The organism is Streptomyces olivoverticillatus (genome assembly GCF_014203555.1).
In the GTDB taxonomy this organism is placed as follows: domain Bacteria; phylum Actinomycetota; class Actinomycetes; order Streptomycetales; family Streptomycetaceae; genus Streptomyces; species Streptomyces olivoverticillatus.
On the sequence record NZ_JACHJH010000005.1, the window covers coordinates 398,719 to 416,304 of the forward strand.

13 protein-coding genes and 1 tRNA gene are annotated in these 17,586 nt (G+C 72.3%); 6 read left to right on the top strand and 8 right to left on the bottom strand.

The window, feature by feature from the left end; translation table 11 throughout:
* Positions 1 to 7: 7 nt before the first annotated feature.
* The 5 genes from pth to FHS39_RS19000 form a co-directional block, all read right to left on the bottom strand.
* A complete protein-coding gene (pth, locus tag FHS39_RS18980) occupies positions 8 to 598 on the bottom strand; it encodes an aminoacyl-tRNA hydrolase (RefSeq protein ID WP_184350530.1) in 591 nt (196 codons plus the stop codon).
* Between the two features lie 86 nt (positions 599 to 684).
* Positions 685 to 1,254, bottom strand: a complete 570-nt coding sequence (locus FHS39_RS18985) for a 50S ribosomal protein L25/general stress protein Ctc (RefSeq protein ID WP_184350531.1) — start codon at positions 1,252 to 1,254, stop codon at positions 685 to 687.
* 204 nt (positions 1,255 to 1,458) lie between these two features.
* Positions 1,459 to 2,436, bottom strand: coding sequence for a ribose-phosphate diphosphokinase (locus FHS39_RS18990; RefSeq protein ID WP_184350532.1), 978 nt, complete (start codon positions 2,434 to 2,436; stop codon positions 1,459 to 1,461).
* Positions 2,437 to 2,527: 91 nt separating this feature from the next.
* The gene (gene glmU / locus FHS39_RS18995; protein ID WP_184350533.1) at positions 2,528 to 3,982 is read right to left on the bottom strand and encodes a bifunctional UDP-N-acetylglucosamine diphosphorylase/glucosamine-1-phosphate N-acetyltransferase GlmU; all 1,455 of its coding nucleotides are present in this window, start codon (positions 3,980 to 3,982) and stop codon (positions 2,528 to 2,530) included.
* A gap of 133 nt (positions 3,983 to 4,115) precedes the next feature.
* A tRNA-Gln gene (locus FHS39_RS19000) sits at positions 4,116 to 4,187 on the bottom strand.
* Positions 4,188 to 4,350: 163 nt separating this feature from the next.
* Here FHS39_RS19000 and FHS39_RS19005 point away from each other — a divergent pair.
* Positions 4,351 to 5,724 (top strand): sensor histidine kinase, encoded by a 1,374-nt coding sequence (locus tag FHS39_RS19005; RefSeq protein ID WP_184350534.1) that lies wholly within the window; start codon positions 4,351 to 4,353, stop codon positions 5,722 to 5,724.
* Here FHS39_RS19005 and FHS39_RS19010 read toward each other — a convergent pair.
* Together FHS39_RS19010 and FHS39_RS19015 are read right to left on the bottom strand one after the other, a co-directional pair.
* A complete protein-coding gene (locus tag FHS39_RS19010) occupies positions 5,721 to 6,230 on the bottom strand; it encodes an SUKH-3 domain-containing protein (protein ID WP_184350535.1) in 510 nt (169 codons plus the stop codon). The two genes, FHS39_RS19005 and FHS39_RS19010, sit on opposite strands and share 4 nt — an antisense overlap.
* A 10-nt stretch (positions 6,231 to 6,240) precedes the next feature.
* Positions 6,241 to 6,780, bottom strand: coding sequence for a YwqJ-related putative deaminase (locus FHS39_RS19015; RefSeq protein WP_045932206.1), 540 nt, complete (start codon positions 6,778 to 6,780; stop codon positions 6,241 to 6,243).
* 363 nt (positions 6,781 to 7,143) lie between these two features.
* Between FHS39_RS19015 and FHS39_RS19020 the strand changes: the two genes are divergently transcribed.
* The 3 genes from FHS39_RS19020 to FHS39_RS19030 all read left to right on the top strand — a co-directional run bounded on the left by FHS39_RS19020 (position 7,144) and on the right by FHS39_RS19030 (position 11,886).
* Positions 7,144 to 8,121, top strand: a complete 978-nt coding sequence (locus FHS39_RS19020) for an HNH endonuclease (RefSeq protein ID WP_045932205.1) — start codon at positions 7,144 to 7,146, stop codon at positions 8,119 to 8,121.
* A gap of 7 nt (positions 8,122 to 8,128) precedes the next feature.
* Positions 8,129 to 10,792 carry an SUKH-4 family immunity protein gene (locus FHS39_RS19025; RefSeq protein ID WP_184350536.1) on the top strand — a complete coding sequence of 888 codons (2,664 nt, stop codon included), beginning with the start codon at positions 8,129 to 8,131 and terminating at the stop codon, positions 10,790 to 10,792.
* Positions 10,793 to 11,001: 209 nt separating this feature from the next.
* Complete coding sequence (locus FHS39_RS19030; RefSeq protein ID WP_343069641.1) at positions 11,002 to 11,886, top strand: coiled-coil domain-containing protein; 885 nt, start codon at positions 11,002 to 11,004, stop codon at positions 11,884 to 11,886.
* 62 nt (positions 11,887 to 11,948) lie between these two features.
* Here FHS39_RS19030 and FHS39_RS19035 read toward each other — a convergent pair whose 3' ends face one another.
* Positions 11,949 to 13,724: a lytic murein transglycosylase gene (locus tag FHS39_RS19035; protein ID WP_184350538.1), complete on the bottom strand. Its 1,776-nt coding sequence runs from the start codon at positions 13,722 to 13,724 to the stop codon at positions 11,949 to 11,951.
* Between the two features lie 466 nt (positions 13,725 to 14,190).
* On the opposite strand from FHS39_RS19035, the gene FHS39_RS19040 reads away from it, so the two are divergent.
* A complete protein-coding gene (locus FHS39_RS19040) occupies positions 14,191 to 14,979 on the top strand; it encodes an ABC transporter ATP-binding protein (protein ID WP_045932201.1) in 789 nt (262 codons plus the stop codon).
* Positions 14,976 to 17,543 carry an FtsX-like permease family protein gene (locus FHS39_RS19045; RefSeq protein WP_184350539.1) on the top strand — a complete coding sequence of 856 codons (2,568 nt, stop codon included), beginning with the start codon at positions 14,976 to 14,978 and terminating at the stop codon, positions 17,541 to 17,543. The genes FHS39_RS19040 and FHS39_RS19045 overlap by 4 nt, the downstream gene beginning before the upstream one ends.
* Positions 17,544 to 17,586: the final 43 nt, after the last annotated feature.

Genomic DNA, 17,586 nt, shown 5'->3' on the forward strand with positions numbered 1-17,586 from the left:
TTGCCTCTTACGAGTTGTACGTGCCCTGCGCCCGCTCGAGCCCGTCCAGGATCAGGGACTCCACCGCGTCGGCGGCCCGGTCGACCTGGTAGTCGAGCTCCTTGCGCTCCGTGGAGGAGAAGTCCTTGAGGACGAAGTCCGCGACCGGCATGCGCCCCGGCGGCCGCCCGATGCCGAACCGCACCCGGCAGTAGTCCGGGCCCATCGCCTTGGTGATGGACTTCAGGCCGTTGTGCCCGTTGTCACCGCCGCCGACCTTCAGCCGCAGCGTGCCGTAGTCGATGTCCAGCTCGTCGTGGACGGCGACGATGCGGCCCACCGGCACCTTGTAGAAGTCGCGCAGCGCCGCCGTGGGCCCGCCGGACAGATTCATGAAGGACATGGGCTTGGCGACGACCACCCGGCGGCCGGTGGGGCCCGGGGCGCCGAGGCGGCCCTCCACGACCTGTGCGCGCGCCTTGTGTGCCTTGAACTTGGCGCCCATCCGCTCCGCGAGCAGGTCGGCCACCATGAAGCCCACGTTGTGGCGGTTGCCCGCGTACTCGGGCCCGGGGTTGCCGAGGCCCACGATCAGCCAGGGGCTGGAGTCGTCCGTCATCTGCATGTCTCCTTCATAGCCAACCGCCGCCCCGCTCCAACGGGAGCGGGGCGGCGGTTGCAAAGAAAAGCCGGGAAGGGCGAGGCTCAGGCCTCGACGCCCTCGGCCTCGGCGGCCTGGCCGGCGACGACGTGCAGCACGACGGCCTCGGCGTCAACGGCGAGGGAGACGCCGGCGGGCAGGGTGACGTCCTTGGCCAGGACGGAGGCACCGGCCTCCAGGCCCGCGACGGAGACGGTGACGGCCTCGGGGATGTGGGTGGCCTCGGCCTCGACCGGCAGGGCGGTCAGGGTGTGCTCCAGCAGGTTGCCGCCCGGGGCCAGCTCGCCCTCGGTGTGGACCGGAACCTCGACGGTGACCTTCTCGCCGCGCTTGACGACCAGCAGGTCGACGTGGACCAGGAAGCCCTTGAGCGCGTCACGCTGGATCTGCTTGGGGATGACCAGCTCGTTGCGGCCCTCGATGTCCAGGGAGAGCAGGACGTTGGGGGTCTTGAGCGCCATCATCAGGTCGTGGCCCGGCAGGGTCACGTGAACGGGCTCGCCGCCGTGGCCGTAGACGACGGCGGGGACCTGGCCGGCGACGCGGGCGCGGCGGGCGAAGCCCTTGCCGAACTCGGTGCGGACCTGGGCGGGGATCTTGACCTCGGCGGTCATGGTGCACTCCTCGTGAACAGACGGACTGTGGATCGGTTACCCGGCCCACGACAGGCCTGCTACGAAGAGCGCGTCGATAACGGACAGCCGCACAAAAGCGGACGGCCTCCCTCGCCGAGCAACTCGAGGAGTCTACCCGGCGGGGAGGCCGTCCAGAAATCGATCAGTACGTCAGTGCGAGACGCCGGTACGACCGAATGATCGTTACGCCTGCTCGTCGAAGAGGCTCGTGACCGAACCGTCCTCGAACACCTCGCGGACCGCGCGCGCGATCGTCGGCGCGATGGAGAGCACCGTGATCTTGTCGAGCTCGAGCTCGTTCGGCGTGGGCAGGGTGTTGGTGAAGACGAACTCGCTCACCTTGGAGTTCTTCAGGCGGTCCGCGGCCGGGCCGGAGAGCACGCCGTGCGTGGCGGTGACGATGACGTCGGCGGCGCCGTGCGCGAAGAGCGCGTCGGCGGCGGCGCAGATGGTGCCACCGGTGTCGATCATGTCGTCGACGAGCACGCAGACGCGGCCCTCGACGTCACCGACGACCTCGTGGACGGTGACCTGGTTGGCCACGTCCTTGTCACGGCGCTTGTGGACGATCGCCAGCGGCGCGCCGAGGCGGTCGCACCAGCGGTCGGCGACGCGCACCCGGCCGGCGTCGGGGGAGACGACGGTGAGCTTGTCGCGGTCGACCTTCGCGCCCACGTAGTCCGCGAGGATCGGCAGCGCGAACAGGTGGTCCACGGGTCCGTCGAAGAAGCCCTGGATCTGGTCGGTGTGCAGGTCGACCGTGAGGATGCGGTCGGCACCGGCCGTCTTGAACAGGTCGGCGATCAGACGGGCCGAGATGGGCTCGCGGCCGCGGTGCTTCTTGTCCTGGCGGGCGTAGCCGTAGAACGGCACGATCACGGTGATGCTCCGGGCCGAGGCCCGCTTGAGAGCATCGATCATGATCAGCTGCTCCATCACCCACTTGTTGATCGGAGCGGTGTGGCTCTGCATGAGGAAGCAGTCCGCACCGCGGGCCGACTCCTGGAAGCGGACGTAGATCTCACCGTTGGCGAAGTCGAAGGCCTTGGTCGGGACCAGGCCGACCCCCAGCTGGTGAGCGACCTCCTCGGCAAGCTCGGGGTGGGCGCGGCCGGAGAAGAGCATCAGCTTCTTCTCGCCGGTCGTCTTGATCCCGGTCACAGTGCAGTCTCCTTGAGAGCTGATTTTTCGAAGAAGGGCACTTTGTGTGCGCTTATCACGGTACGCCGTGCGCGGCCGTCCCGTGTCACGCTCACTGCTCGCCGTCGGTCTCCCGGCGAGCTTCGGAAGCGGCCTGTGCGGCGGCGCTCCCGGGGCGCTTACGAGCCACCCAGCCCTCGATATTCCGCTGCTGGCCGCGTGCGACGGCCAGCGAACCCGGGGGCACATCCTTGGTGATGACCGAGCCCGCGGCGGTGTAGGCGCCGTCCCCGATCGTGACAGGAGCCACAAACATGTTGTCCGAGCCGGTGCGGCAGTGCGAGCCGATGGTGGTGTGGTGCTTGTTGACGCCGTCGTAGTTCACGAAGACGCTGGCGGCACCGATGTTGCTGTACTCGCCGATCGTGGCGTCGCCCACGTAGGACAGGTGCGGCACCTTGGTGCCCTCGCCGATCTCGGCGTTCTTCATCTCGACGTAGGCGCCGGCCTTGGACTTCACGCCGAGCCGGGTGCCGGGGCGCAGGTAGGCGAACGGGCCGACGGTGGCGTCCTCGCCGATCAGTGCGGAGTCGGCGACGGTGTTGTCCACGCGGGCGCCGGCGCCGACGGAGGTGTCCTTGAGGCGGGTGTTGGGGCCGACCTCGCAGCCCGCCGCCAGGTGGGTCGCGCCCAGCAGCTGGGTGCCGGGGTGGACGAGCGCGTCCGGGCCGAAGGTCACGGTGACGTCGACCCAGGTCGACGCCGGGTCCACGACGGTCACGCCGCTCATCATCGCGGCGTGCAGCAGGCGCTCGTTGAGCAGCTTGCGGGCCTCGGCGAGCTGGACGCGGTTGTTGATGCCGAGGATCTCGCGGTGGTCGGCCGCCACGGCCGCCCCGACCCGGTGCCCGGCCTCGCGCAGGATGCCCAGGACGTCGGTGAGGTACTCCTCGCCCTGGCTGTTGTCGGTGCGGACCTTGCCGAGGGCGTCGGCCAGCAGCTGGGCGTCGAAGGCGAACACACCGGAGTTGATCTCGCGGATGGCGCGCTGGGCGTCGGTGGCGTCCTTGTGCTCGACGATCGCGGTCACGGCGCCGCTGTCGTCGCGGACGATGCGCCCGTAGCCGGTGGAGTCCGGCACCTCGGCGGTGAGCACGGTCACGGCGTTGCCGTCGGCGGCGTGGGTGCCGGACAGGCGCGCGAGGGTCTCGCCGGTGAGCAGCGGGGTGTCGCCGCAGACGACGACCACGGTGCCGTCGAGGGTCACGCCGTCGCGGGAGAGCTCTTCCAGGCCCATGCGCACGGCGTGGCCGGTGCCGTTCTGCTCGTACTGGACGGCGGTGCGGACGCCGGGGTCGATCTCGGCGAGGTGCGCGGAGACCTTCTCGCGGGCGTGCCCGACGATGACGACGAGGTGCTCGGGGTCCAGCTCGCGGGCGGCGGCGACGACGTGCCCGACGAGGGAGCGGCCGCAGATCGCGTGCAGGACCTTGGGGGTCGCCGACTTCATGCGGGTGCCCTCACCCGCTGCGAGGACGACGACGGCTGCCGGGCGGTTGGCGCTCACGGGTGTGCCCTTCGGCTTCGAGGGGGTGGACACCCGCAGGATACCGGGGCTTAAGAGGGGGGAAACGCGCGCGGGTCCCGGCCAGTGCGGCCGGAACCCGGTGAGGCGGTCTTCGGGCTCCCCTGCCAGGAAGCTCCCCCGCCAGGACTCGAACCTGGAAAGACGGCACCAAAAACCGTTGTGTTGCCAATTACACCACAGGGGATGGAAAAGCGGCCTAAACCGGACACCTTGTCAGGCTGTCGACCTTGCTGGCAACACTATGCCGTACCGTCGGCCCTCGACGCGACGGTATGCGGGCGGACGGCCGGTTCCGGCCCCCCGAGGTCGTCGGAAAACCGATGGCGGCCGCCCGTAGTCTGGGTGGTATGACCACAACGGGGGCAAACGCGGATGCGGGCGCGCGGGGCGCGCCCGCGGGGCCGTGGTGGTGGGGGCGGCGGCGCAGTCTGGTGCTGGATGCGGTGCTGGCCCTGGTGTCGGCGCTCGAGTGCATGGTGGAGGGGGTCTCCTTCGCCCGCGAGGTGGGGCTGCCGGGGGCGCTGGGCGGCCTGAGTGGGCTGCCCGCGGGGGCCTCGCTGCTGCTGCGGCGGCGCTGGCCGGTGGCCGTGGTGCTGGTGTCGATCGCGATCACCCCGGCGGAGATGGGGTATCTGCTCAGCATCGTCGCCCTGTACACGCTGGCCGCCTCCGAGGTGCCGCGCCGGATCATCGGGGCGCTGTCCGGGGCGTCGCTGGCGGGCACGCTGATAGTGACCTACGCGCGCTTCGACAAGGACATGGCCCAGGACGGCTACCACCCCGGCATATGGCTCGTGGCCGTCTTCTCCGTGGTGATGGCGCTGGGCCTGACCGCCCCGCCCGTGCTGCTGGGCCTCTACGTCGGCGCCCGGCGGCGTCTGGTGGAGAGCCTGCGCGAGCGGGCCGACGGCCTGGAGCGGGAGCTGTCGCTGCTGGCCGACCGGGCGGAGGAGCGGGCCGTGTGGGCCCGTAACGAGGAGCGCACCCGCATCGCCCGTGAGATGCACGACGTGGTGGCCCACCGGGTCTCGCTGATGGTCGTGCACGCGGCCGCGCTGCAGGCGGTGGCCCTGAAGGACCCGGAGAAGGCGTCGAGGAACGCGGCCCTGGTCGGTGACATGGGGCGGCAGGCGCTGACCGAGCTGCGCGAGATGCTCGGCGTGCTGCGCACGAACCCGGTCGGCGCGGTCGGCACGGACGGCGGTTCCGCCCAGTCCGAGCGGCTGGCGGCGGTCGCCGCGGCGGCCTCGGCCCGGGTGCGGGCCTCGGCCGGCGGCGCGGAGGCGGAGGCGGAGGCCGTGGACGGGCCGTGCCTGGACGGCCTGGAGGACCTCGTGGGCCAGTCCCGGGCGGCCGGGATGGCCGTGGAGCTGCGCGTGCAGGGCGAGGAGCGCAGTTACGGGGCGAAGGTGGAGCGGACGGCCTACCGCGTGGTGCAGGAGGCGCTGACCAACGTCCACAAGCACGCGCCCGGCGCGAAGGCGGTGGTGCGCGTGGCGCACCGCGAGGGCGAGGTCGCGCTCCAGGTGGAGAACGGCCCGTCGGACCTCGGGGCCGGGGCGGGCCCCGGCCTGCCGAGCGGGGGCAACGGCCTGGTCGGCATGCGCGAGCGCGTGGCCGCGCTGGGCGGGGTTTTCGTCTCGGGGGTGACGGACGCGGGTGGATTCCGGGTCTCCGCGGTGATCCCGGACGGAAGATCCGGCCTGCCCGCGGCGGGCTAGCCGCGGGCCGCGCCCGCCGAGAGGCGGGACGGCCGGACGCCGGTCACCAGCGTGCCGATGGCGTGGTCGATGTCCGAGCCCAGGTACCAGTCGCCGGTGTGGTCGAGGCTGTACACGCGCCCGTGCACATCGATCGCCAGCAGGGCCTGGCCGTCCAGCTCCTGCCCCAGGGGGCAGACCTCGGCGCCGAGCGCCCGCCCGAGGTCGGCCACGGTCCGGGCCAGGTGGAGCCCGTGCAGCGGGTCGACCTGGAACGGCGTCGGCGCGATGTGCCGCCCCGGCCCGGCGGACGCGATGTGCAGCCCGCCGAACTCCGCCCACGCCTCCACGGCGGCGGGGAAGACGGTGTGCCGGTGCCCGGCGGGCGAGACGTGCGCCCGCAGCGTGTCGGCCCAGCCCTCGGCGGTCTTGATGTCCCAGCGTCCGGGCTGCCACCCCGCCTCCCGCAGGGCGGCGTCGACGGCGACGGGGAAACGGGTGGCGGCGGTGCGGTCGAATGCGCGCATGAGAGGGCGATCAGCTCCTGCCGGGGGTCGGGGCGCCGGAGTCGACGGACCGCACCCCGAAGTGGGACAGGAGCGCGGTACAGGAGCGGCAGGGCGGTGCGTAGCTGCCGTGGCGGGGGTCGCCGTCCTCGCGGATGTGGCGGGCGGTCAGCTTGGACTGCTTGAGGGCGCGCCGCGCATCGCCGTGGGTGAGCGGTTTGCGGGCGGCGCGTTTGCTGCGGCCCCCCTCGAAGCCGGTGAGGAAGCGCGACAAGAGGACGGCCTCGGGGCAGCGGCCGGTGAAGCGCTCGCGCCGTTCGTGGGTGAGGGTGTCGAGGAAGTCCTGGACGAGGGGGTGCAGCCGGGGCGGCTGCTCGGCCTTGCCCGCGGTGCAGGTGAGGGTCTCGCCGCGCACGGAGAGCGCGGCGGCCACCGCGGGCAGTATGCCGTCGCGGCGGTGGAGCAGGGCGGGCGGCCGGTCGGCGTCCTCGGTGGAGCTCCAGGTGAGACGGGGATCGCCGGGCGCCGCGGCGCTCTCGTCGACCGGTCGGCGGTCCTGAGTCGTGTGCATCGTCGTTCTTCCCTCCCGTGCAATCCCCCTGTTGCGGGGATCAGCCTGCCAAATGGGGTGGCGGGTGTGGAAGGCAGGTCGGTGTTGCGTGGGCTTTCTGTGACGAATGGTCACAGTGGGGTGATCGGTTGTCGCACGTTTGCCGCCGCCAGGCCGGGATATTGCCGCGGGGCGGCGATTTCCGGGCGCCGGCGCACGCCGGTCCAGTACGCACCTGCAAGCGCGCGCATGTGCCCCTGGGACGGGCGCGAGCCCGCGCCTTGCGGCACCGCATAGGCTGTCGCCCACGAGGTGTTCCCGGCGTCGGCCGCATGTCCGGGGCTAATCAGTCCTGTAGGAGACAGTCAGCAGGGGGCTTCCGCCATGACGACAGGTCGGCTCGGGCAGCAAGCCGCGCCACCGAACGCGGCCTATGCCGGGCAGGTCGTGCACTTCCCGGACCCGGTCCGCCACACCCGCCACCCCAAGGGCGTGCGGGTGGACGACGAGGGCTATCCGGACTTCTCGCCGTACGCCCGTGCGGCCGCGGAAATCGCGGAGCCGCCCGAGGGGTTCGGCATCGACGAACTGCGGCTGACCGACTACGTGTCGGCCAACGCCGCCCTGCACGCGGCCGGGCACGAGCTGTGGGCCAGCCTCTCGCCGGTGGCGACGCCGCACGGCTGGACCTGGCATCACGTCGCCCGCACCCGCCGCCTGGAGCTGATCCCGACCGAGGTCAAGGCGCTGCTCCGGCACCATGCCGGGCTGGCGACGGCGGCCGTGGAGCAGGACAAGCGCGGCACGCGGCCGCTGCAGGAGACCCGGCCGGTGCACTTCGTGCTGCCCCAGCGGGATCTGGCGGTCACCGAGGAGCAGGTGCAGGGCGTCGAGGAGGACCTCGGCTACCGGCTGCCGGGCGCCTACCGCGCCTTCCTCAAGGCCGCGGGCGGCTGCGCGCCGGTGGGCGCCGCGCTCGACGCCGAGCTGGGACTGCTGCTCGACCAGCCGTTCTTCACCGTGCGCGACGAGGCGGCCGTCAACGACCTCGTCTACATCAACAAGTGCCTGCGCGACCACTTCACCAAGGACTACCTGGGCGTCGCCTTCGCTCAGGGCGGCGTGCTCGCCGTCAAGGTGAAGGGCGAGGCCATCGGTTCGGTCTGGTTCTGCCCGTACGACGACGCGCGCGACCGGGACGGCCGGACGGTGCAGGACCGCGTGGAGCAGCTGCTGCTGCCCTGTGGCGAGGACTTCGACGACTTCCTCTCCCGCCTGGCGGGCGGCCCGCCGGAGCTGGAGACGGTGGCGAACCTGATGGTGGACGGCGGCTTCGCGTACGCCGTCGCGGTGGAGGGGTGAGCGGCGCATGGTGACGTTCGCGCAGGCGCAGGAGCGCGCGGAGCGCTGGGTCAACGGAGACGTGCCGGCCTACCTCCAACGCGAGGTGCGGGTACGCGAGTTCGACCTGGGCTTCGTGGCCTGGTCCGAGGACCGCGATGGGGGTACCTCCCAGGCGTCCAGCTCTGGGGGAGGCCCGACGGGCGACGGCGGCCGGGTCCGGCTCGTCATCGCCCGGGACAGCGGCGAGACGACGCTGTGGCCCGGACTGCCGGTGGGCGAGGTGATCCGGCGGTACGAGGAGGAGTACGGGGCCGTGGACGATTCGGTGTCGGAGGCGGCGGAGGCGCCGCCGCGACGGGTGGACCTGGAGGCGACGTCCTTCTTGCTGAGCCCGCCGCAGTGGCTGCAGGACGCGGCGGATGCGATGGGCATCCCGGACCGCAGGCCGGGCTCTGACGCGGGCTCGGCAGCCGTCGGCGCGGCACCCTCCGACGCCCCCGCGGCGTCGGCGGCAGCGCCCGCACCCGTCGACCCGGCACCGCCCGCGGCAGCAGCACCGGCACCGGCAGCAACACCAGAGCCCGCCGCGCCCGCGGCCTCAGCGGCTCCCGTTGCCGAGCCGGTTGCCGGCCCATCGCTGGTCAAGGCCGAGGCCGTGTCCGAGCCCGAGCCCGCGCCTCCGGCTGCCGCGCCGTGGGCGGATGTGGACACGAACGTGGCCGCGGACGGGCCGGCCGAGCCGGAGCCCGAGGCCGCGCCCTGGGCGGGTGCCGACGCCAACGTGGCCGCGGACGCCGCCGACGACCGTTCCGTCGGCCTGCCCGCCACGGTGCTGGCGCCGGCGCTCTCGGGCATGGACGAGGAGGACAAGCCCCGTCCGGGCATCCACGCGGACGCAAAGACCGAACTGATGCCGCAGGGCAGCGCACTGCCGCGCACGACGGTCGCTCCGGCACTCGACGTCCCGGCAGCGCCGAGCGGGCCGCCTGCGGGCGGGTACGTACGGACGCAGATGATGCCGCAGACGAACGGCGCCGGCGTTCCGGGTGCACCGGGTCAGCCCCCGGTTCCGGGTGCCCCTGCGGCGCCTGGCGTTCCGGGCCAGCCGCCCGTTCCGGGTGCGCCTGTGGCTCCCGGTGCTCCGGGTCAGCCTGGTGCTCAGGTTCCGGGTGAGCCTGCTCAGCCGCCGGTTCCGGGCGCGCCCGCCGCCCCCGGTGTTCCGGGTCAGCCGCCGGTTCCGGGCGCGCCCGCCGCCCCCGGTGTTCCGGGTCAGCCGCCGGTTCCGGGTGCCCCCGCGGCCCCCGGCGTCCCGGGTCAGCCCGGTGCCGCTCAGCCGCCCGTTCCGGGAGCCGCCCCCGCGGCCCCCGGCCAGCCCGGCACCCCCGCCGGTGGCGTCCACGCCGCCGCGACGATGCTCGCGGGCCCCGGCACGCCCGGTATGCCGCATGCCCCGGGTCAGCCCGGCACGCCCGGTATGCCGCACGCCCCCGGCCAGCACGGCCAGCCCGGCACGCCCGGCCAGCCCGGCATGCCCGGCGCTCCGGCACAGCCGCACGCCCCCGCTGCCCCCGGCCAGCCCGGCACCCCCGCCGGTGGCGTCCACGCCGCCGCCACCATGCTCGCCGGACCCGGCACCGTCGGCCCCCCGGCCCCCGGCCCCGCAGCCCCCGGCATGGGACCCGGCTACCCCCAGCCCCCCGCCGTGCCCACCGTGGGACCCGGCTACATGGCCGTCCTGCGGTACCGGGCCCAGGACGGGTCCGAACAGCAGATCATCCGGCGCAGTGCCCCCGGCACCCCGCACCCCGAGTGGCAGATACTGCACGAGCTGCGCGCCATGAACGTGCCGCCGCAGCAGGTGCTGGAGCTGCACACCGAGCTGGAGTCCTGTGAGCTGCCGGGCGGTTACTGCGCCCGGATGGTCCGGGAGACCTGGCCGCAGGTGCGGATCAGCCACACCGCCGCGTACGGGCGCGACCTCGCCTCCCGTCAGCAGGGCATGCGGCACCTGGTGGAGCACCAGGGCGAGCTGCACCAGGTCGCGGACGGGCCCGCACGGCCCGCCCCGAACCGGGCGCCGCTGCCGCAGCCGGGCCAGGTCCCGCCCGCCCAGCCGGTGGGCCCGGATGTGATCGGGCGCGAACTCGCCGAGTGCTTCGGCCCGCAGGGCGTCTTCCGCTTCGACCAGCGGGCCGTCTCCCGCCAGGGTGTGCCGGACGTCGTCGCGCAGACGCTCGTATGGGCCGGTCTGCCCGTCGATTTCGGGCCGTTCTTCTGGGGCCAGGCCCAGCCGGGCCGCCCCGTGCCCACGCTGGCGGAGCTCGCGGCCGAGCGCGGTGTGCAGCCGGCGCCGGACGCCGGCTCGTACCTCGTCGTGGGCAGCGACTACGGACGCCAGCTCTGCGTCCAGTACGGCACGGCGCACATCGTGGCCGTACCCCTGGAAGCCGGGCCGGACGGCCGCCCCGCGGTGCCGCAGTTCGTCAACACGAGTCTTCCCCAGTTCGTACGCTCTTTGGCGCTGCTCGGCAAGATGTGGCGGTGGCGGTACGGGCTGACGCCGGAACAGGCCGGGCGCTGGACCGTGGACTTTCAGGACCAGCTGGCGTCACTGGACCCGGTGGCACTTTCGTCTCCGGAGAACTGGTGGGCCGTACTGCTGGAGCAGATGTGGGACGGTCTCTTCTAGCGGCCGGCCGAGTCGTGGTGACGGCACAGGGCGCTCGACCCGAGGACGGGGGTCGGGCGCCCTGCGCCGTCGGCGGCCGCGCGCTGGAGCAGGAGGCGCGGGCGGAGTGTCGCGTCATGGTCACTTCGCCTCGTCCGGGAATGATGTACGCCGGACCGCGTCGCATACCGGATTTCCGGATATAAGGGGCTACAAGGATGAGTTCATCGGTGTCTCCTGACGGTTTCGCTGTCGTGCGGGGCCGCGGCTACCGACCCGAGCAGGTCGACCGCGCCCTCGCGGAGTTCGCGCGCCAGCGCGATTCCGCCTGGGAGCGTGCAGCCCGGCTCACCGTCCTCGCGCGCGAGATGGAGGACGAGGTGCGACGCCTCGCCCAGACCGTCGCGAAGCTTCCGCCGCAGACGTACGAGTCCCTCGGGCCGCGCGCCCAGGGCCTGGTGACGACGGCCGAGCTGGAGGCGGCGGGGCTGCGCGAGCGGGCCGAGGCGGAGGTCGCGGAGCTGCAGGAGGCCACCGACGGCTACTCCCGGGGGCTGCGCGACGAGGCGCACGCGTACTCGGTGGCGGTCCGGGCGGAGGCGGAGGAGTGGGCGCGCCAGGCGCTCCTCGCGGCCCAGACCGTGGCCGACGACCTGTGCACGACCGCGGGCCGCGAGGTGAAGCAGCGACGCGAGGAGTCGCTGGCGGCGCTCCAGGAGATGCGCCAGCGCACCTCGATGATCCTGGCCGAGCAGGAGAAGGACCACACGGAGCAGTGGGACGCGGCGGGCCGGGAGATCGCCGAGCGGGAGGCCGCGATGGACGCCCGGGTGGCGGCGCTGGAGGAGTACGCGCGCACGGCCCTGGGCGAGGCGCGGCGCCGCTACGCGGACACCGAGGAGGCCGCCCGGCACGGGCAGGAGGACGCCGAGGCGCAGGCGGCGGCGGTGATCGCCCAGGCGCGGGTGCGCGAGGAGCGCATCGCGCGGGATACCGACCGGGTGCTGCGGGAGCACGAGGAGCGGCGCGAGGAATTGCGTTCGCACATGGCACATGTGCGGCACAGCCTGGCGGCGTTGACGGGCAAGCCGGTGGCGGAGGACGCGGCCGACTGACGGGTGGGGCGGGCGCCGCGGCCCGCCCCACTCGCCCGGACCTTGGTCGTCCGGGGTGCCGGTTACTTCTGCGGTGCGGCTTGCTCGACGGTCAGTTTCAGCGTGAGCGTGACGCCGTCCTCGGTGGTCAGACGGAGCGTGTAGCTGCCGGTCTTGGCGTCCGTGAACAGGTCCGGCAGGGTGACCACGCCGTCCTTGCCCGTCCGGGGGAGGGCGAGGGTGCGCAGCGGCTTGCCGTCCTTGTCCTTGAAGAACGGGCCGTCGACCGCCGCGGTCTTGCCGTCGGCGGCCAGCAGCGTGGCGGTGAGCGCGGTGTCCGCGACGGGCTTGTCGCCGTCCGTCGCCTTGATCTGGATCTTGTCGGTGAACCGGCCCTGCGGCGCGGCCTTGAGGTCGCCGTCGCCGACCCGGACGAGGGTGTCCGCGTGCGGGGCGGGCGCGGCCTTGACGGTGGCGGCGAAGTCGACGGGCGCGATCTTCGAGCCGTCGCGTCCCTCGACGCTCGCACGCACGGTGAACGTGCCGGGCTTGTCGCCCGCGAGGAGCTTGGGCGCGGTGGCGGTGCCGTCCTTGCCGGGCGTCACGATGGCGGTGCGGGTGCCGTCGGCGAAGCGGGCGGCGGTGTCCAGGCCGATGACCTCGAAGCGGACCCGTGTGCCGGCGGGTGCGGGCTTCCCGGCGGAGTCCAGGGCCCTTACACGCAGTTGCCGGTCGAAGGATTCGCCCGCGGTGGCCTCCAGCTTCTGGTCGCCGATGCGGTCCAGGCGGGAGACGGGTGCGGACGGAGCGGGCTTGTCGCCGCCGTGGTCGCCGCCGGGCTTGCCCGGGTTGTCCGGCTTGCTCGGCGGGGTGGTCTTGCCACCGCTCGGCTTGCCGGAGTTACCGGTGTTGCCCGAGCCGTTGGAGCCACCGGAGTTGCCGGAGCCACCGGAGTTGCCACCGGTGTGCGACGGCTCGTGGGAGCCGGGCGTCGGGCTGGTCGAGGGAGCGGGCGTGGACGAGCCCGGCGTGGGCGTACCGCCGCCTCCGGTCGGCGCGCCCGGCAGGGTGTCGGGCGTGGAGCCGACGTCGCCGCTCTGGTAGGCGTGCATCCAGGCGGTGACCGCGTTCACGTATTCGCGGGAGTTGTTGTAGCTGAGGATCGCCTTGTCGAGATCCCCCTTGTCGCTCAGGTCCTTGCCGCCCGAGCAGAGGTAACGGGCGGTGCCGGCCGTGGCGTCGAAGATGTTGTTGGGGTCCTTCACCCCGTCGCCGTTGCCGTCGGCGCCGAAGCTCTCCCAGGTGGAGGGTATGAACTGGGTGGGTCCGACGGCCCGGTCGTACTCCTTGTCCCCGTCCCAGCGCCCGCCGTCGGTGTCCTTGACGAGCTCGAACTGCCCGCCGGTCAGCCGGGGGCCGAGGATCGGTCTGAGCGTGCTGCCGTCGGTGTTGAGGCCGCCGCCCATCATGCCGTGGTCCGACTCGACCTTGCCGATGCCCGCGATGAGCTGCCAGGGGATGTGGCAGCCGGGGTAGAGCTTGGCGGCGAGGCTCTCGGCGTTCTTGTAGGCGGCCAGGGCGGTCGCCGGAATGTCCGCCGTGCCCCCGGTGGGGTCCACGGTGCTGCCGGGCGAGCCGGTCGGGGCCGGGCGCTTGGGCCGGAGGTCGGGCAGGGAGAGGTTGGGGACGCCGTGCGGGTGCCGCTGCGGGTCATCGGTGCCGGGTGAAGGATCCCCGGTGCCACCGGCGTTGTGCGGCGGGCTGGCGCCCACCGCGGCCGTGGTGAGGCTGGCGACGAGCAGGGCAGTGCACAGTCCCTGGCGGGAGACGCTGGCAGCTCGAGTTGGGAGTATCTTCACGGATGCTGCTTCCTCGGGAGACCGGCGGCCGTACGAGGGGGTCGCACGTCAGCCCCCCTCGGCCATAAAGCCGAACACTAATTCCCTGTGGCCCCAATTGTCTTGCCCGGGGGCCGCCTTCACGCATTCTTCGCCGTCCATTTCCCGGCAAGCGCCCGAATGTCGGCCGATGTGCGTACCGGATGCGTACCTTCCGCTGCCGTGCGCCCGGTGAACCCCGAGACGGGGGCGGCCTTCGACGCCGTATCCCTTAGGGGTCGTTCCGTACGTTCTCCTACCTGCGGTTCGTACCGCAGCAGGAGGAGTGGGTGGACGGGCGCTTACTAAGTTCTTATGGGCGGCCGGGGGGTGGCGGTAGGGCTACCACCACCGTGAAGACACTGACCAGCACCCTCGTGGTGCGTGCCGGTGGACCGGCAGTCTGAGGGCCGCCCGGAAAACACGCTTACCTAGGAGAGAACCCACCGTGACAACGGCTGTATCGATTCCCAAGACCGGGGGCAGTGGAGGGCATGCGGCCGTCGCGGCGAAGGCCCGGCAGGTCCTCAAGGCGTACGGCACCGGGGAGACCCGGGTCGTGGCGCTCGACCACGTGGACGTGGACATCGCCCGCGGGCAGTTCACCGCCATCATGGGCCCCTCCGGCTCCGGCAAGTCGACCCTGATGCACTGCCTGGCCGGTCTCGACACCGTCACCTCCGGGCAGATCTTCATCGACGACACCGAGATAACCGGGCTCAAGGACAAGAAGCTCACGCGGCTGCGCCGGGACCGGATCGGCTTCATCTTCCAGGCGTTCAACCTGCTGCCGACTCTCAACGCCCTCGAGAACATCACGCTCCCCATGGACATCGCGGGCCGCAAGCCCGACCAGGCGTGGCTCGACCGCGTCGTGGAGACCGTGGGCCTCGCGGGCCGGCTCAAGCACCGCCCCAACCAGCTCTCCGGCGGCCAGCAGCAGCGCGTCGCCGTCGCCCGCGCCCTCGCCGCCCGCCCCGAGATCATCTTCGGTGACGAGCCGACCGGAAACCTGGACTCGCGGGCCGGTGCCGAGGTGCTCGGCTTCCTGCGGCGCTCGGTGGACGAGCTCGGCCAGACCATCGTGATGGTGACGCACGACGCCGTCGCCGCCTCCTACGCGGACCGCGTGCTCTACCTGGCGGACGGCCGGATCGTCGACGAGATGTACGAGCCGACCGCCGACGCGGTCCTCGAGCGGATGAAGAGCTTCGACGCGCGCGGGCGGGTCTCGTGACCGTCCTCAAGACCTCGATGCGCAACTTCCTCGCGCACAAGGGGCGGATGGCGCTCTCCGCCGTCGCCGTCCTGCTGTCGGTGGCCTTCGTGTGCGGCACGCTGGTCTTCACCGACACCATGAACGCCACGTTCGACAAGCTCTTCGCCTCCACCGCCGCCGACGTCTCCGTCGCCCCGCACAAGGACGACAAGGCGCAGGAGACGGGCAAGCCCCAGACCGTGCCCGCCTCGCTGGAGGGCAGGCTGGCGAAGGTGCGCGGCGTCGCCAAGGTCGAGCCGCACGCCACCAGCCAGCAGCTCACCGTCGCGGACTCGAAGAACGAGAGCATCAGCCCCGACTCCGGCGCCCCCACCGTGGGCACCAACTGGGACGAGAGCCAGAAGAAGTCCGTAGAGATCACCACCGGCCACGAGCCGCACGGTGCGGGCGAGGCCGTCCTGGACGCCGACACCGCCGACAAGCACCACCTGAAGGCCGGTGACACCCTGCGGGTGATCGCCGCCCCCGGTGACTTCACGGTCAAGATCGTCGGCATCGCCACCTACAAGACCACCAACCCCGGTGCCGCGGTCGTCTACTTCGACACCGCGACCGCGCAGGCCAAGCTGCTCGGCAGCGCCGGCGAGTACAGCAGCTTCGGGCTGACCGCCGCGCAGGGCACCAGCAACGAGCAGCTCAAGCGAAACGTCACCGAGGCTCTCGACGGCGCCGCGGCCTACACCGTGCACACCGCCGCCGAGACCAAGGAAGAGAACAAGAAGGACCTCGGCTCCTTCCTCGACGTGATGAAGTACGCGCTGCTCGGCTTCGCCGGCATCGCCGTCCTCGTCGGTGTCTTCCTGATCGTCAACACCTTCTCCATGCTCGTCGCCCAGCGCACCCGCGAGATCGGCCTGATGCGCGCCATCGGCTCCAGCCGTCCGCAGATCCTGCGGTCGGTGCTGGTGGAGGCCGTGCTGCTCGGCATCACCGGCTCGGTGCTCGGCATCGGCGGCGGCGTCGCGCTCGCGGTCGGCCTGATGAAGCTCATGGGCTCCATGGGCATGAAGCTGGACACCTCCGAGCTGACGATCAAGGCAGCGACGCCCATCGTGGGTCTGCTCATCGGCGTGGTCGTCACGCTGCTCTCCGCCCTGCTGCCCGCCATCAAGGCCACCCGGATCTCCCCGATGTCCGCCCTGCGCGACGCGGGCAACCCCGCCGACGGCAAGGCCGGCAAGGTGCGGGCCGTGATCGGCCTGGTGCTGACCGCCGCCGGTGCGGCCGCGCTGCTGGCCGCCGCGGGTGCGAAGAGCGCCTCGGCCGGCGCGGGCATGCTGGGCCTCGGCGTGCTGCTGTCGCTGATCGGCTTCGTGGTCGTCGGACCGCTGCTGGCCGGGTTCGTCGTCCGCGTCCTGAGCGCGGTCGTGCTGCGGGTCTTCGGCTCCGTCGGCCGCCTCGCCGAGCGCAACGCGCTGCGCAACCCGCGGCGTACGGGCGCCACGGCGTCGGCCCTGATGATCGGCCTCGCGCTGGTCGCCGGGCTGTCGGTGGTCGGCTCCTCGATGGTCGCCTCGGCCACCGACCAGCTCGACAAGTCCGTGGGCGCCGACTTCATCATCACGGCGGACAACGCGCCGCTCACCCCCGCCGCGGTCAAGTCCATCGAGTCCGCCGGGCACGTCGCGCACTTCACCCACTACACCGGTGTGCAGGCCAAGGTCGTCACGCCCGACGGCAAGTCCGTCACCGACAGGCTGACCGCCGCCGACCCCACCTACGCCGAGGACCTGCGCATCGACGCGGTCCAGGGCAAGCTGGCCGAGGCGTACGGCAAGGACGCCATGTCGGTGCCGGAGGGCTTCGCCAAGGACCACGGGGTCAAGCTGGGCGACAAGCTGACCGTCACGATGATCGGCGGGCGCGAGGCCAAGCTCACGGTCAACGCCATCACTTCGGACGACACCAGCTTCGACAAGGGCGCGATGTACATGAACATCGCCACCGCGCGCAGCTACCTGCCCGCCGACAAGATGCCGCTGACCGGCATGATGCTCGCCAAGGCCGACAGCGGCCAGGCGAAGGAGGCGGCCGCCTCCCTCAAGGCGGCGGTCAAGGACTACCCGCAGATCAAGGTCCGCGACCAGGCCGACTACAAGGAACTCATCAAGGGCCAGGTCGACCAGCTGCTCAACATGATCTACGGCCTGCTGGCCCTCGCGATCATCGTCGCGGTGCTGGGCGTCGTGAACACCCTCGCCCTGTCGGTCGTCGAGCGCACCCGCGAGATCGGCCTGCTGCGCGCCATCGGCCTCTCCCGCCGCCAGATGCGCCGCATGATCCGCCTGGAGTCCGTGGTCATCGCCCTCTTCGGCGCCCTCCTCGGCCTCGGCCTGGGCATGGCCTGGGGCGCGACCTCCCAGAAGCTCCTGGCCCTGCAGGGCCTGGGCGTCCTGGACATCCCCTGGCCGACGATCATCTCGGTCTTCGCCGGCTCGGCGGTGGTCGGCCTGCTGGCCGCCCTGGTCCCGGCGTTCCGGGCGGGACGGATGAACGTCCTGAAGGCGATCGCTACGGATTAGCAGCCTGCTGCCCGGGGAAACAACGGCCCGGACTCGCCACGGG

Bases quoted from the DNA above. Each gene is read 5' to 3' on its own strand.
- FHS39_RS18985 (WP_184350531.1), bottom strand. From the start codon at position 1,254: ATGACCGCCGAGGTCAAGATCCCCGCCCAGGTCCGCACCGAGTTCGGC.
- FHS39_RS19015 (WP_045932206.1), bottom strand. From the start codon at position 6,780: ATGCACACGACTCAGGACCGCCGACCGGTCGACGAGAGCGCCGCGGCG.
- FHS39_RS19010 (WP_184350535.1), bottom strand. From the start codon at position 6,230: ATGCGCGCATTCGACCGCACCGCCGCCACCCGTTTCCCCGTCGCCGTC.
- pth (WP_184350530.1), bottom strand. From the start codon at position 598: ATGACGGACGACTCCAGCCCCTGGCTGATCGTGGGCCTCGGCAACCCC.
- FHS39_RS19005 (WP_184350534.1), top strand. From the start codon at position 4,351: ATGACCACAACGGGGGCAAACGCGGATGCGGGCGCGCGGGGCGCGCCC.
- FHS39_RS19020 (WP_045932205.1), top strand. From the start codon at position 7,144: ATGACGACAGGTCGGCTCGGGCAGCAAGCCGCGCCACCGAACGCGGCC.
- FHS39_RS19025 (WP_184350536.1), top strand. From the start codon at position 8,129: ATGGTGACGTTCGCGCAGGCGCAGGAGCGCGCGGAGCGCTGGGTCAAC.